The organism is Alistipes sp. An66 (genome assembly GCF_002161445.1).
Classification (GTDB): Bacteria; Bacteroidota; Bacteroidia; order Bacteroidales; family Rikenellaceae; genus Alistipes; species Alistipes cottocaccae.
In genome coordinates this window covers 104,599-120,427 of sequence record NZ_NFHT01000001.1, presented here as the reverse complement: position 1 = coordinate 120,427, position 15,829 = coordinate 104,599, and the positions used below count along the sequence as shown (strand labels likewise).

At 61.5% G+C, this 15,829-nt stretch carries 7 protein-coding genes; 2 read left to right on the top strand and 5 right to left on the bottom strand.

The genetic code is table 11. The features are described 5' to 3' along the window. Positions 1-8: 8 nt before the first annotated feature. The 5 genes from B5G16_RS00430 to B5G16_RS00410 form a co-directional block, all read right to left on the bottom strand. Positions 9-896 carry a putative zinc-binding metallopeptidase gene (locus tag B5G16_RS00430; protein ID WP_162611995.1) on the bottom strand — a complete coding sequence of 296 codons (888 nt, stop codon included), beginning with the start codon at positions 894-896 and terminating at the stop codon, positions 9-11. Positions 897-918: 22 nt separating this feature from the next. Then, positions 919-2,580, bottom strand: coding sequence for a RagB/SusD family nutrient uptake outer membrane protein (locus tag B5G16_RS00425; RefSeq protein ID WP_087259983.1), 1,662 nt, complete (start codon positions 2,578-2,580; stop codon positions 919-921). Between the two features lie 4 nt (positions 2,581-2,584). Next, positions 2,585-5,902 carry a SusC/RagA family TonB-linked outer membrane protein gene (locus B5G16_RS00420; RefSeq protein ID WP_087259981.1) on the bottom strand — a complete coding sequence of 1,106 codons (3,318 nt, stop codon included), beginning with the start codon at positions 5,900-5,902 and terminating at the stop codon, positions 2,585-2,587. A gap of 98 nt (positions 5,903-6,000) precedes the next feature. Further along, positions 6,001-7,092 carry a BACON domain-containing protein gene (locus B5G16_RS00415; RefSeq protein WP_162611994.1) on the bottom strand — a complete coding sequence of 364 codons (1,092 nt, stop codon included), beginning with the start codon at positions 7,090-7,092 and terminating at the stop codon, positions 6,001-6,003. A 179-nt stretch (positions 7,093-7,271) separates the two neighbouring features. Further along, positions 7,272-11,468: a hybrid sensor histidine kinase/response regulator transcription factor gene (locus B5G16_RS00410; RefSeq protein ID WP_087259976.1), complete on the bottom strand. Its 4,197-nt coding sequence runs from the start codon at positions 11,466-11,468 to the stop codon at positions 7,272-7,274. 268 nt (positions 11,469-11,736) lie between these two features. Here B5G16_RS00410 and B5G16_RS00405 point away from each other — a divergent pair, with 268 nt between their 5' ends. Both B5G16_RS00405 and B5G16_RS00400 read left to right on the top strand, forming a co-directional pair. After that, the gene (locus tag B5G16_RS00405; protein WP_162611993.1) at positions 11,737-14,298 is read left to right on the top strand and encodes an alpha-N-acetylglucosaminidase; all 2,562 of its coding nucleotides are present in this window, start codon (positions 11,737-11,739) and stop codon (positions 14,296-14,298) included. A gap of 189 nt (positions 14,299-14,487) precedes the next feature. Beyond that, positions 14,488-15,783 carry an MFS transporter gene (locus tag B5G16_RS00400; RefSeq protein WP_087259972.1) on the top strand — a complete coding sequence of 432 codons (1,296 nt, stop codon included), beginning with the start codon at positions 14,488-14,490 and terminating at the stop codon, positions 15,781-15,783. Positions 15,784-15,829: the final 46 nt, after the last annotated feature.

Below are 15,829 nucleotides of genomic sequence, written 5' to 3'. Positions count from 1 at the left end.
TCAGCGTGTTAGTCTTCCAGATTGTCCCAGTCGATTTCATGGACGCGGCTCGTGCGGTCCACATAGATGTCGTGCCAGCGGTACACGTCGATGTCGAATTCATCCTGCAACCAGGCGATGAGAATGTCGCGTTTCTTTTCGATCTGCGCACGGGCCTCGGCGCTTTGGATCGAGTTCAGGGTGCTCTCCCACCACGCGGCATCGTTTCCGACCAGCGCGGCCACCATCACGGCGATGTCCTCGGCCGGGGTCGAACGGGCGTAGTTCGAGAGGAACCCGTTTTCGAGGTAGTCGCTCGGGGCGTTCGTGTACTGGTCGCCGATGTAGCCGTCTTTGGTGATCAGGTCATATTCGATGGGTACGGCGCGGTTGCCGTCGAGGATGTGCGCGAACTCGTGGATCATCGTGCCGGTGATCTGTTCGCAGTCCGTGGTGCGGTCGAAGAACTTCACGCCGAGGAGGTTGATCTGGATGCCGTTCTCGGCCGAGGCGAGCACGACCTTGCCCGTGCCGTCGATCTCGTAGCTGCCGACCAGGAAGAGCAGACGCGGGAAGTAGGTCCGGGCCAGCAGCAGCGGGTCCTCCTGTTCGGACATCAGTTCGGCCATTCCGTCGAGGAGCACGAACTTGATGAGTTTGGCGATTTCGATCGACTTGTCCAGGGGCGGAGGCGCCACCCAGTAGTTGAAGTGGGTCTCGCGGTCGGGCATGCGGTACTCGAAATTGACGTTGTAGGGTTCGACGTAGTGTCGTTCGAGCCAGAGGTCGAATTCGCTCTTCTCCTCCTGGTCGTTATCGTCGAAGATGCTCGGTCCGCCGGGTTCGTCGCTGTTGCAGGCGCAGGCGGCGGCCAGCAGGAACAGGACCCCCAGGGATTTGAAAAACAGCTTTTTCATAGGACGGTTCATGGTTTACGGTTTATTGGCGGAACGGGTGGTTCGGAGCATCCGCATTCCGGGGGTTGGGTTCCACGCCGGCGGTGATCACCTCGGCGGGGAGCTGGATGGCGCGTCGCAGATCCTTCTCGTCGAGCGTGGCGGCGACCCGGAATCCGGTGGTCTGGGTATCGACATAGTCGATGTTGTCGAAACGGTCGACGACGATGCCGTACCGTTTCACGTCGCCCCAGCGCAGCCCGTCGGCGATGGTCTCGATCCGGCGGCAGAAGAGCAGACACTGGATCATGTACTCCTGTTCGCCGGGTTCGACGGTCAATCCGTGAGGGTGGAGCGGCTTGCGGGAGGTCGGGGCCGCGGAGGTGTACTCGGCGATGTAGTTCTCCGATGCGGGGTCTCCGTAGACCTCGTTGATCCGTTCGCGGGTCAGGTGCACGATGCCGTGCTCGCCGACCGTGTAGTAGGAGTTGTTCCAGATGTCGAGGTCCTCGACCGCGGAGTCGTAGTCCTTGAGGTGGATGTACGCCTCGGCGCGGTTGAGCAGGGTCTCGTTGGTCGTGAAGGCCACCATCGTCGAACGGGAGTATCCCACGCCGGTGATCATGTCGGTCGTCTGCCACTGGCTGGGCCACTTCGGCATGTAGATCTTCTCGATGTTGTCGTTGATGTAGGGGCGGTACCGGTACATGTCGAGATTCTTGTATCCGTACAGGTCGTAGGTGCCGCCCATGGGCCGCTTGGCACGGTAGGTCTCGTGCTTGGAGATGCGGTAGGTGTGGGTGAAGCGGCTGCCCGAACTGCTCCATGCGTTGAAGAGCGATCCGTTGCTCGAAAACAGGGTGGTGAGCATCAGGCTGAATTCGTTGTTGACATCGACGTATTGCAGCGCCTGGTCGCCCCAGTCGGCGGTTTTGGCGTCGGCCCAGTCGCGGAGCACGAGGGCGGGGTTGCTGCCGAGAACCTCGTCGGCGCACTCGATCACGCGCTCCCACTTCATGTAGTAGAGGTAGAACCGCGATGCGAAGGCGTATGCGGCGCTGCGGTTGAAGTGGTACTTGGGCACCGAATAGGCGCTGTCGTCGATCAGCGGAAGCCCCTCCTCGATGTCGGCGGCGATCTTTTCGTAACACTCCTGCAACGTGCCGCGCCCGATGGCGGGTTTGAGCTCCGTGACGGGTTCCGTGACGTAGGGGATGCCGAGGTATTCAGCGGCCTTCTCGGGGTGGTAGGGCAGGCAGTAGAGCATCGTGAGGCAGAAGTGCGCATAGGCGCGGCAGAGCAGGGCCTCACCCTTGGCGGGGAGCAGCTCGTCGGGGGTTCCCAGCTTCTCGATGGCTTCCAGGGCCACGTTGGCGTGCTCGATGCAGAGGTAGTAGACGCGCCAGGTCTCGGAGTTGCTCTCGTTGTCGGCATCGACGATGTCGGACCAGTAGGCGTTCTGTTCGAGGATCCGCCAGGAGTTGGGGTCGTCGGCGCCCTGATCGTCCACGTTGTCCGACGAGAATTCGCACATGCGGACGTAGGTGCGGTCGGGATAGGCCGAGACGAGGAGCTTGTAGATCTTCTCCGGGGAATCGAGTTCGGCCCGGTTGTCGGGCAGCTCGTCGAGGAACTCCCCGCAGGCGGAGAAGAGCGTCAGACAGGCGCCGGCCAGCAACGCGAGGAACGGATATTTCGTTTTCATATCGTTAGAAACTGATTCGAAGCGTTAGGGTAAATTGTTTGGGCATGGGGGTTGCGACGCCTCCGGAGTTGAAGAATTCGGGGTCCTGGCCTTTGAGTCTCTTGTCCGAATAGATCAGGAAGGGGTTCGTGGCCTGGAATTTCAGCGCCAGACCGCTCATGCGGAGTTTCGAGGTGATGCTCTTCGGGAAGTCGTAGTTGAGCGAGATCTCCTTCATGCGGATGAAGTCACCCTTTGCGACGCGCTCCGTGGAGTAGTTGTAGGCGTTGTAGGCCTTGCTCAGGTTCTGGATCTCGTTGTTCTGACGCGCGCTGGCGATCACGGGGATCGTGGTCCGCTTCTCGTCGCCGGGGTTGATGAAGCGGTCCTTGAATTCGCGCGGCATGGCCGTCAGATCGGAGTAGGCGCTCGAAAAGATCGGATCGAGACGCACGAAGTTTCCGAACGAGTAGGTCATGAAGACGTTGAGCGTGAAACCCTTGTAGCGGAATACGTTCCCGAAGCTTCCCGTGATGGTGGGATCCACCGGACCCTCGTAGACCAGGTGGTCGAAGTTCTGGGTCTCCTGGAAGTTGATGCCCGTCGAGGTGATGGTTCCGTCGGAGTTGAGGAACGTGGGGATACCCATGTCGTCGAGTCCCATGAACTGCAACGAGAAGAGCGATCCGCGGGGTTTCCCTTCCAGCGAGAATCCCGATCCGGTGATGAATCCCATGATGTTGGTGTCGGAGCGGAGCTTGGTCACCGTGTTGTCCATCCAGGAGAAAATGAAGCTGCTCTCCCAGGAGAAGTCCTTCTTCTGGATGTTGCGCGTGAAGAGCGAGAGTTCGACGCCGTGGGACTTCATGGCGGCGACGTTTCCCATCTGGCTGACGAAACCGCCCAGACCCGGGGTGATGGTGTATCCGATCAGGTCGAAGTTGTTGCGCTTGTAAGCGTCGACCGAGAGCGAGATGCGGTTGTTGAGGAATCCCATGTCGAGACCGATGTTGAACTCGTGTTTCTTCTCATAGGTGAGTTCGGAGTTCTCGTTGGCGGAGATGACCAGTCCGGATTCGGTGATGTCGGTGTCTCCGCGCCAGGGGTTCGTGGGATAGATCGTGACGGTGGAGTTGCTGACCGACGAGGGTCCGCGGTCGGCCGTCAGCGAGTAGGAGAGACGCAGGGCGAGGGTCGAGATCGCAGGGTTGAGCGCCTCGAAGAAGGCCTCCTGATCGACGGCCCACTTTCCGGCGACGTTCCAGGTCGGGAGCCAGCGTGCCTGGCGCGAGCGTCCCAGCCGGTTCGAGCCCTCGTAGCGGATTGTACCGTTGATCGTGTAGCGGTAGTCGTAGGAGTAGGAGGCTGTTGCGGCGAATGCGACGTTGCGCTCGCTCGTGTTCGACATGCTGTAATACTGCGTGTTGTCTTCGATCTGCTTCTTGAAGAGGTCGAGAATGTAGTAGGGGGTGTTTCCGAGCGAGTATTGCAGACCCCATCCGGTGAAGGCGGTCGACGAACGGTCGAGGGCGTTGATCTCGGCGGCGGCGTAGGCATTGACGATGTGCTTTTCGTTGAAGACGTCGTTGTAGGTCATCGAGGCGCGGAAGTCATAGCTGTTGGCGCGGTAGTCGTTGCGGCGGTAGATACCTCCCTCGGGCAGGATCGAGTACTTCTCGGTCGAGGTGTCGGGGTTGTCGTAGAGATAGGGGTTCAGCCCCTGGATCACCGAGTTGGGCATCGAGCGGTAGGTTTCGGCCATGTTCGAACCCTCCTTGACGTGGTGTTCGGTGGTCGAGGCCGAGTATTTGATGGCTCCGAGGGCCGCGACTTCGAGTTTCGGGGTGATCTTCCATTTGAGTTCGGCCTGGAACTTCGTGTCCACGACGTTCAGATCCATGTAGTTCTTCGACAGCTCGTCCTTGATGTTGAAGGGCGTGTAGTTGCGCGTGTAGAACTCGTCGGGGTCGAGCGTGCGCGAGGTGCGCAGCGCATAGGAGTAGGGGTTGATGTCGAAGTCGCGCGTCACGGTGCCGAACACGGGGTCGGTCTCCGAGCTGAGGGTTCCGGGTGCGCGCTGCTGGCGGTAGGAGGCGTTGCCGATGATATTGAGCGTGAGTTTGTCCTTGAGGATGTTCTGCGTGGTGTTGAAGAGCGCGGTGTAGCGGTTGACCTTGCTCTGGATGGTCCAGCCCGGATCGACCAGGGCGCCGACCGACGCATAGTAGGATCCCTTCTCGGACCCGGAGGAGATGCTGACCGAATGGCTGTGCTGGATGCTTGCGCGGAAGAGCTCCTTGAACCAGTCGGTATTGCGGAATTCGGCCTGGCGCAGGTAGGCGTTCCGGCCCTCGACCGTGTTGGGCACGCCGTAGCCGGTCGTGGGGTCGTAGGAGTTGATCAGCTGCGACATCTTGCCGTAGACGCCGCTGCTCGATGCGTAGACGTTGTCGGCGTAGTTGAGCCAGCCCTTGTCGTACATCTCCTTGTAGACGGCCATCTGCTCCTGGGAGTTCATGATGTTGAAGTTCGCGTAGGAGGGGATCAGGCGCATGGAGTACTCGCCGGTGTAGCTGACGCGGGCCTCGCCGGCCTTGCCCTTCTTGGTCGTGACGACGATCACGCCGGCCATGGCGCGGGCGCCGTAGATCGAGGTTGCGGAGCCGTCCTTGAGGATCTGGAAGCTCTCGATGTCGTCGGAGTTGAGTCCGGCGATGGCGGAGCTGATGAGCGTCGTGGCGTCGCCCGACGAGAGGGAGTTGGCGTCGACGTCGACGACATCCTCCATGATCACGCCGTCGACGACCCAGAGGGGTTTCGAATCGCCGTAGATGGAGGTGGCGCCGCGGACGCGGATCTTGGGTGCGGCGCCGAACGTACCGGAGACGTTCTGCACGGAGACGCCGGCGGCACGGCCTTCGAGACTGCGGCTGATCTCGCCGATACCGTCGAGTTTGACGTCGGAGGCGACCAGCTGGTCGGTGGCTCCGGTGAAGATGCGCTTGTCCATCTTCTGCATGCCGGTCACGACGACCGAGGCGATCTGCTGGGAGCTGGACGTGAGGTCGAAGTCGATGCGGTCGGCATCGGCGGTTTTTTCGAGGTTGTCGTACCCGAGGAAGCTCACGCGCAGGACGGCGCCGTGGGCGACGTTTTTGAGCGTATAGATTCCTTCGGGGCCGGTAGTCGTGGCGTTGTTGGTCCCGACGACCTGGACGACGGCGCCGATCATCGGGAGGCCGGTTTCATCGGCGACCCGACCCGTTACCGTGCGGGTTTGCTGGGCTGCGGCGTACCCGAGCGTCCCGGCGAGCAACAGAACAAGTAGTATGAATCTTTTCATGAAGCGTGAAATCTGGGTTTGAGGTTGGTCTGCGGTGCGGGGGCGCGGCGGGGATGGCGGGCAGCCCCGCCGCGCTGCGCATCACGGGTTTTCGGAGGTCAGTACGCCTTCGAGATGACGAGGTTGTCGGTGGAGAACAGGTTCGTCTGGAAGTTGAAGTAGGCCGGGCCCTTGAAGATCTTCATCGTCTCGGCGACGCTTCCCGAACCCTTTCCGCTGTCGGCGAAGGAGAGTTTCACACGGTTTTCGTTGTCGTCGTACTCGGGCGTTGCCGACCAGCAGATCGTATCGCCGCTGTACGTGAAGATGTAGGTTCCCTTGCCGTTGATGAGGCCGTTGTAGTGGAGGTTGTAGAAGTTCGACCCGTCGTTGCCCATCTCCTGTGCGCCGTAGATGAAGACCTTTCCGTCCTCGTATCCGGCCCGGACGGGATAGGTCGTGTTGATTTCGTCGACACCGACGAACCAGAGGTTGTAGTCATACCCGTCGATGCGGCGGCTGATGATGATCGACGTCGGGCCGCCCTGCTCTGCCGACTGGTCGCACTGGTCGATGCGCCACTCGCCGATGAGGAATTCGTAGGGGTTCATCCGTTCGAGTTTGAGCGTTACGGGAACCTCCTCGCCCTCTTCGGGGACGAAGAGCACGCGGCCGTCGACTTCGTAGTTTCCGGGGTCCTTCGAGGTGAAGTCGACGACCTTTCCGTCGGCGGATTTTTTCCACGAGAAGGTCTCGTCGGGATTGGCTTCGGCGACGATCTCATAGGCGCATGAGGCGATGATCTCGACGGAGATCGTGCGTTGGTCGGAGGTGAAGTTGAGGGTCGTGGGGGTGATGACGGGCCCTTTGAGGCGGTCCTGCGTCACGGAGAACTGCTCCGAAGGGAGTCCTTCGGCCGACACGGTGACGGTGGCCGTACGCTCCTTGTCGCCGAGGTTCTCGTAGAGGTTGAACGCTATGGTGCGGTTGTCGAAGACCGTCACGGGACACCACTCCGGGTTGCTCGACTCGGCGGTTACGGTCTTGTTTCCTGCATACACGTCGACACTGCCCAGACCGCCGCGGTGGTCGAACTGGGTTTTCGAAGGCGCTCCGAGCGAGATGGCGTTTACGGATCCGCCCTCCTCGTCACTCTGGCATCCCGTCAGCGCGAGAACGCCCGTCACAACAAAAAGCAAGATTTTTTTCATCAGTCGGTTTTTTAAGGTTTCTGTTTCCATTCTATATTATAGGTCTTGCAGTAGTTTCCGACCCGGGTTTTTCCGAGTATAAAATTAGGTTTCGCCCGTCACGGAGCGAGACAATATCATTCATTTTTACGATAAAATCGGATTCCGGCCCGGAAAAGGCCTTTCGGGAGTCCTTCGGGTCACTCTTTACCCTCGGGGCGCGCGTTCTGGCGTTCGAGGTTGCGGAGGAATTCGGTGGGCAGGACCCCGAACTGTTTGGCGAAGCACTTGGCGAAATAGGACGACGAACTGAACCCGGCGATGAACCCGATTTCGGAGATGCGGTAACGCCCCTCGGCCAGCAGTCGCGAGGCCTCTTTGAGCCGGATGAGCTTCATGAAGTCGTTCGGGGTCATGCCCGTGACGGCTTTGAGCTTCTTGAAGATCGACGTGCGGCTCATGGCGAGTTCGCGGGCGAGGAGTTCGACCGAGAGATCGGGCTCGCTCATGTGTGCGATGATGATGCTCCGGCACCTGTCGATGAACTCCTCGTCGAGTCGGTTGTGGGAGATGGTCCGGAACTCGCTCATCGGCGCTTCGGAATAGTGGCGCCGGATCTCGTCGAGGCGCACGAGGAGATTGGCGATCTGGGCTTTGAGGTGCTCGGGCGAGAAGGGTTTCTCGATGTAGGCGTCGGCTCCGCATTCGAGACCTTCGATCTTGGTGCCGAGGTCGGTTTTCGCCGTCAGCAGGATGACCGGGATGTGGCTCGTTCCGATGTCGTTCTTGATCCGGCGGCAGAGTTCGATGCCGTCGATGCCCTCCATCATGATGTCGCTCACGACAAGATCGATGTCGTTGTTGCGGAGCAGGTCGAGAGCCTGTTCGCCGCTTTCGGTCGAGATGACGAAGTAGTCGTTCCCGAGCACCCGGACCAGGAAATCCAGGATCTCCACGTTGTCGTCCACGACCAGCAGCGAGCGGGTGCGCTTCCTGGTCTCCGCCGTACCGTCTCCGGAAATCGCCTGTGCGTCGGCATCGGCGGGCTCTTTCGTGCCGGATTCCGGCATGTCATCCGTCTCGGGACGCCCGGCGTCGGGCTGCGGGGCCGGGACGGCCGTCCCGGAACGCGGCGCATCCGCTCCGGCCTCGCTCTCCGGAGCAGATGCGGGAGCCTTCTCCTGCTTCGGGGATTCCGGGGCGGGATGGGGCAGGAAGAGCCTGAACAGGGCGCCCGGCTCCCCGTCGTCGCGGGCCGACGCCGTGATCGTGCCGTTCATCAGCCGTACGTAGGTCCGGCACATGTGCAGACCGATCCCGACCCCCCCCCGACCGTCGGCAGCCTTGTTGTTGCTGGCCTGGTAGAAGGCGTCGAAGATCCGTTCGCACTCGTCGGGCGGGATGCCCGGCCCGTCGTCGCGGACCGTCATTCCGATTCCCTGGTCGGAGGCGGTGAGCCGGATGTCGATTTCGCGCCGTGCGAATTTCACGGCGTTGGAGAGCAGGTTGTTGATGATCTTCGTCAGGGCGTCGCGGTCCGAGACGATCGTCGGACCGTCGTCGGGGATCTCCTCGACGAGGCGGATGCCGCGTTGGAGGAGCGTGGGGCGGAACAGGTCGAGCAGTTCGCGGGTCAGGGCGCCGACGTCGCACGTGTCGTACCGCAGCTTGCAGTTGTTGGAGTCGATCTTCCGGAAATCGAGCAGCTGGTCGACCAGCGTGCGGAGCCGATGGTAGTTGCGTTCGATGACCGAGAGGTATTCGCCGTACTCGTCGTTGACGCTCCGCGATTTCATCACATACTCCAACGGTCCGATGATCAGGCTCAACGGTGTTCGGATCTCGTGAGCGATATTCGTGAAGAAGCTGATGCGCTGGTCGTACATCCGGCGTTCGTTCTCGCGCCGGATCTGGTCGATCTTCGCGCGGTGTTTTTTCTCGGAGCGCATGAGCAGGAGCCGGATCCCGATTCCGAAGGCGGCGAGGAGCAGGCAGGCGTAGATCGCCAGGGCGGGTTTCGAGAGCAGGAGCGGCGGGAGGATTTCGAGGGTCAGGACCGTCTCGGGGGTCTCCCAGTTGTGTTCGCCGGTTCCGGCCTGTACGCGGAACCGATACTTGCCGGGAGTGAGGTTGTTGTAGCTGACCGATGCGTTCCGGCTGTCGGTCGTATGCCATTTGTCGTCGAAGTCGTCGAGGCGGTATCGGTACCGGAGGCTTCCGGGCGAGAGGTAGCTCAACGACGAGAAGGTGAACCCGACGGCATTCTGACGGTGTTTGAGCGTGATGTGCGAGGTCCGTTCGACGGGCTCCCGGAGGATGGCGTCCTTCCGGGAGGCGTCGGGGCGCACCGAACGGTTGTCGAGGGTGAAGTCCGTGATGGTGACGGGCGGGAAGGGCTTGTTGCCGATGACGTCGCGCGGGTTGAAGAGGCAGAGTCCCGAGGTCGTGCCCAGCAGGATGCGGCCTTCGGGAGTCCGGAGCCCGAGGTTTGAGACGAACAGGTCGCTGCACAGTCCGTCGGCGCTGGTATAGCGTCTCAACTGCCCCGTGTCGGGGAAGAAGGCGGCCAGCCCGCGGTCGGTGGCGATCCAGAGGCATTCGCCGTCGGGAACGATATGGACGATGTTGCCTCCGGGGAGACGCAGTTTTTCGTAGCGGATGAAACGCTTCTTGTCGTGGTCGTAGCAGCAGAGTCCGTATCCGGTGGTTCCGACCCACACGCGGTTGGCACGGTCGACGGTCAGGGCGCTGATCGTATTGCGGCTGATGGTGGCCGGGTTGTCGCGGTCGTATTCGAAGTGTTCGAGCCGGTCGGTGCGGGGATCGAGGGTGTAGATGCCGTTGTCGGCGGTTCCGATCCAGATCTCACCGTCGAGATCTTCGGTGATGGAGCGGATCAGGGTGTTGGGTCCTTTGGGCAGGAAGCGGTCGAGCGTCCGGTCGTAGTAGTAGACGCCGACGGAGGTTCCGGCCCAGATACGGCCGCTGCTGCTGCGGAAGAGTCGGAAGACGCGCGAACTGGGATCCGTGGCGTCGTTGAGGTAGAAGCGCGATCGTCCGCTTTTCAGGTCGACGGCCTCGATGCCGTACTGGAAGGCGGCGATCCAGAGCGTTCCGTCGTCGATGAGCATCGAGTGAATGTCGTGTCCGGTACTGCCGGGGTGGCGGCTTTCGCGGTAGACGGAGATGGTTCCGGCGCGTTCGTCGAAGCGCAGGATGCGGTTGTCGGGGGTTCCGAGCAGGTAGGTGCCGTCGCCGGCGGGGCAGATCGTGTTGACGACATGGCCGCTGTTGATGCGCTCCTCCTCGCGGAGCATGTAGCAGGTGAAGTCGTTGTGTGCGGGGTAGAACTCGATGCCGTTGTTGAGGGATCCGAACCAGAAGTTGCCCTCGCGGTCTTTGAGGAAGGTATAGACGCTGATGTATCCGGTCCGGGTGAATCCGGCGGAGTTCGTATCGGCGGGTTGGAGTCCGAGTTCGGAGATGCGGAACCGTGCCGCGCCGTTTTCCGTGCAGACGAGCAGCTCGCCGGGAGCCGTCTCGGTGAGCTGGTGGATGCGCATGAGTTGTCCGTTGAATCGGGAGGCGGGGTAGTTCGTGAACTGCCCGGTGGTGCGGTTGAAACAGTCGAGCCCGGACGAGACGGTCCCCAGCCAGAGGTTCCCATAGGAGTCCTCCGCGATGGCGTCGATGGAGTTGCTCGACGGCCCCGGTTCCGAACCTTCGTTCTTGCGGTAGCGGGTGAACCGTCCGGAGGTTTTCGAGAAGGCGCAGAGTCCTTCGCTGTACGTTCCGATCCAGATGGTGCCGTCGCTGCTTTCGTAGAGCGTCGAGACGTAGTCCTGCGAGATGGAGTTTTCGTCGTTCGGGTCGTGCCGGTAGACGGTCAGCCGGTCGGAGTCGGGATCGTATCGGAATACGCCGGAGTTGACGGTCGAGATCCAGATCTCGCCGTCGCGGTCCTCGATGATCTCGATGGTCTGCCCTTCGACGGCCAGACTGTCGGCCGTCCGGGCGTCGAAGTGCCGGAAGAGGTCGGTGCGGGGGTCGTAGATGTCGACGCCGTTGTCGAGCGAGATCCAGATCTGCTGGCGGCGGTCGATCATCAGGCGGCGGATGTTGTTGCTCGAAATGCTGCTCCGGTCGCTTCCGGCATGGAGGTAGTTGCGGAACTCCTGTCCGTCGAAGCGGCAGAGTCCGTTGCTGGTTCCGATCCAGATGAATCCGACGGAGTCCTGGACGATTCCGTAGACGTGGTTGGAGGGGAGTCCGTCCCGGACGGTGTAGTTGTAGGAGTGGACGTAGGTGGGGACGCGCCGCTCCCGGTCGGCTCCGGATGCGGAGAGTCCGGCGAGGAGCAACAGGGATGCGATGACGGGTCGGGCGAGGTTCTTCATGGCAAATCAGGGTCGTATGCAAAGATACGCAGGCGTGCGCGCCGCGGGGGACAAAATGATACGCATTCGGGCAAAAAAAGTACGCCGGGCCGGCAATCGGGACTTTTCGCCTGCGGATTCGGGCGTCGTATGGCCGCGATTCGCGTGAATGTGTACAAATTTGTCGTTGGGCCTCAAAGGCGTTGCCTATCTTTGTCTTGCCGGAAGGGGCGTGCGGCGGCATCCCCGGCGGATCAAAGATACGTCATTCAACCAAACTGAAACAATAATGAGAGGAAAAAAATTTTTGTTCGCGCTGCTTTTCGCCGGGATCTCCCTGACGGAGAGTTCGGGTGCGACGTCGGCGGCGCAGCGTCCGGACCAGGCGGCCCGGGCGGTCATCGGGCGTACGTTGGGCTATGTGCCGAAGAACCTTGTGCTGGAGGTGACGGGCCGCGATTCCGCCGGCCGTGATTACTTCTCGACCGAGGCGTCGCAGGGACGTCTGATCGTGCGCGGCAGCACTCCCGTTGCCGTCTGCCGGGGATTCTACGACTACGTGAAGGAGAACGGCTACGGGCTCGTTACGTGGTCGGCGAATACGGTGCGGCTTCCGAAACGCTTCCCGGATCAGGAGCTCCGCACCGTGGTGTCGCCGTTCCGGCACCGCTACTACATGAACACCTGTACCTTCGGGTATACGCATCCCTATAAGAAATGGTCGGACTGGGAGCGCGAACTGGACTGGATGGCGCTCCACGGCTTCGACATGCCGCTGGCTCCGATCGGCAGCGAGGCGATTTTCGCCCGTGTGTGGCGCGAGATGGGGCTTACGGAGGAGGAGATCGGCGAATTCGTGACGGGTCCGGCCCACTTTCCGTGGTTCCGCATGGGGAACATGAGCCGGCTGGACGGTCCGCTGACGCAGGAGTATTACGACGAGACGATCGCCTTGCAGCACCGGATCGTCGACCGGATGAACGAACTGGGCATGACGCCGATCTACAATGCCTTCGCGGGTTTCGTTCCCGAGAGCATCCAGCGGCTCTATCCGGACGTCGAGCTCTTCAAGACGGGCTGGGGCGGTGGCGAGTACTATGTTTCGCACTTCATTTCGCCCGAGACGGATCTGTTCCGCACCATTGCGGCCAAATACATCCGGGAGTGGGAGCGGGAGTTCGGAAAGGGGAAATACTACCTGGCCGACAGCTTCAACGAGATGAAGGTTCCCTTTGCGAAACGCGGCACGAAGGAGCGCTTCGGTCAGATTGCCGCCTACGGGGATGCGATCTACGAGTCGATCCATGCGGTCAATCCCGACGCGGTTTGGGTCCTTCAAGGGTGGATGTTCGGGTACCAGCGCTACATCTGGGATCCGGAGAGCATCGAGGCGCTCTTCTCGGAACTTCCCGACGACAAGGTGCTGCTGCTGGATTTGAGCGTCGACTTCAACTACGGCATCTGGCGCAACGAATATACGTGGAACTACGCGCCGAAGATCTACGGCAAGCACTGGGTGTACAGCACGGTTCCGAATTTCGGAGGGCGCACGTGCCCGATCGGCGACATCGACTTCTATCTGAACGGACACCTGCGTGCGCTGAACTCGCCGAACCGGGGCAATTTGATGGGCTACGGCACGGCGCCGGAGGGTGTCGAGAACAACGAGGTGCTCTACGAGGCGATCTGCGACGCAGCGTGGTCGGATCGGGAACTTTCCGTCCGCGAGTGGCTGAAACACTATACCGAACTGCGTTACGGAGCGTGCCCGGCGGAGTTGGAGGCGTTCTGGGAGGGGATGCTGCGCTCGTCGCACGGCATCTGCTCGAACCGGGCGCAGTACCGGATCCAGAAGCGGCCCTATGACATGACGGGCGGGCGTTACGACATCAGCCCGGACCACTTCGCGGCGATCGAGTCGTTCGTTGCGGCGGCCGGGGAGCTGGGCGGCAATGCGGCCTACCTCGAAGATCTGGCCATGTGGGCGGGCTTCTATGCCTTCGGCAAGGCCGACATTCTGGCCGAACAGATCCACCGCTGCTACATTCTGGGACAGAAGGAGCTGGCCGCGGAGTACGAGCGGCGTTTCGCCGACCTGATGCTGCGCGCCGACCGTTTCCTGGAATCCTGTCCGAATCTGCGGCTCGAACGGTGGATTGACTTCGCCCGCGCATGGGGTGCGACTCCGGCGCAGTGCGACGAATACGAGACGAATGCCCGCCGCCTGATTACGATCTGGGGTCCGGGCAAGGGTCCCGACGGATTGAACGATTACGGCTGCCGCATCTGGTCGGGGTTGATCCGCGACTACTACCTTCCGCGCTGGCAGCACTATTTCGATTCGAAGAAGACGGGCGTTCCGTTCGACTTCGACGCCTGGGAGTACAAGTTTGCCGAGGAGCAGCGGGGCGTGTCGCCCGTCGAGGCGTATGCCGATCCGGTTGCGGCTGCCCGGGCGCTGGTGGCGGAGACGCGCGACATCAACCGCAATCTCAACGGACGTCGGGATGCGGAACTTTCGGGCTGGTCGCCGATCGAGCTGAAAGACAGCACCACACGCTTCGTTTACATCATCGACCCACTGGTCTTCAACGAGATCCGCGGGGTGCGGATCCGCTGGACGCAGGGTGCTGATTCCGTCGTGCTGAAAAAGGTCCAGTTGAACGGCGGCGGTTTTGTCCAGGCCGTTGCGGAGCCGGATGCGACGATCGGCCGGACGCATCCGACGGTGGAGGTTCCGCTGGCGGTCAAGCCTTCGGAGAAGCTTCTCGGCGACATCTACCTGCACCTCGTGCTCGAACAGCCGAAACCCCGCAGCGACTCCTATGCGCTGGTGGAGCTGATCAAATAACGGCGATTGAACGGGTTCTGTGAATCCGCCCGGCCGGAGCGGGAGCTTTTGCTTCCGGCTCCGCCGGGCGGTTCCGTTTTTCCGGTGCCGGGACCCGGTTCGGGCGGATTCTCCGGTCGGCATTTTGCGCGAATGCTTTTTTTGGCTACTTTTATCGGTCGAAAATTGTACGACCCGAAACAAACCTTTATGACCCGAAAAAAAGTATCCCCGCTTGCGTGGGTTCCGACGGCCTACTTTGCGATGGGGTTGCCGTTCATCATGCTCAATCTGGTGGCCCCGATCATGTTCAACGACTTCGGCATCAGCGATGCACAGGTCGCCTTCTGGACCTCGCTGCTGATCCTTCCGTGGTCGCTCAAACCCTTTTGGAGTCCGTTGTTGGAGATGTACCGCACGAAGAAGTTCTTCGTCGTCACGACACAGCTGCTTTCGGGCGTGTCGCTGGCGCTGGTGGCTATGGCGCTGCCTCTGCCGGACTTTTTCCCCTATGTGGTGGCGGTCATGGCTGTGCTGGCGTTCAGCGGTTCGACGCACGACATCGCGCTCGACGGCCTCTATATCCACGAACTTACGCCGACGCAGCAGGCGCAGTACATCGGCTGGCAGGGCGCCTTCTACAACATCGCCAAGGTGACCGCGATGGGGGGTCTCGTTTACCTGGCCGGTGTGCTGGATGCGCATTTCGGGGCGCTCTATGCCTGGATGATCATCATGGGGGCGAGCGGAGCCCTGCTGTTCGGGCTGGGAGTCTACCACTCGCGGATCCTTCCGTCGGGGGGCGCGGCCACGACGCAGGCCGGCCGCAGCTTCCATGAGACGATGCGCGAAACCTGGTCGGTCTTCCGGCTCTTCTTCCAGAAGCGCTACATCTGGATCTATATCGCGTGGATCGTCTTCTACCGTTTTGCCGAAGGGCTCGTCATCAAGATCGTGCCGCTGTTCCTCAAATCGCCGGTCGCCGATCAGGGTCTGGCGCTGACCAAGAGCCAGATCGGCCTCTATTACGGGACGTTCGGCGTGGCGGCCTTCGTCATCGGGTCGATTCTGGGCGGATATTTCATCTCGTGGCGCGGGCTTCGCCGGGCGCTCTTCCCGCTGTGCTGCATCTTCAACGTGCCGTTTGCGGTCTATGCGCTGCTGGCGTGGTTGCAGCCTTCCAGCCCGGTGCTGGTCTGCGGGGCCATCGTCTTCGAGTATTTCAGCTACGGGTTCGGGTATGTCGGGCTGACGCTCTTCATCATGCAGCAGGTCGCCCCGGGCAAGCACCAGATGGCCCACTACGCCTTCGGTACGGCGCTGGCCAACCTGGGCGTGATGCTGCCGGGGATGATCAGCGGTGTGATCAGCGATGCCGTGGGCTACCGGGCTTTCTTCCTGTGGTCGCTGCTGGCCACCGTTCCGGCGTTCATCCTGACGTGGACGGTACCTTTCTCGCACGACTCCGAACAGGAGGCGAAGGCGGCCGGAGAAGAGCCCGCGTAACGGCCTTCCTGCGGCAGGAGCGGCGGTCCGGAAGATTCCGGACCGC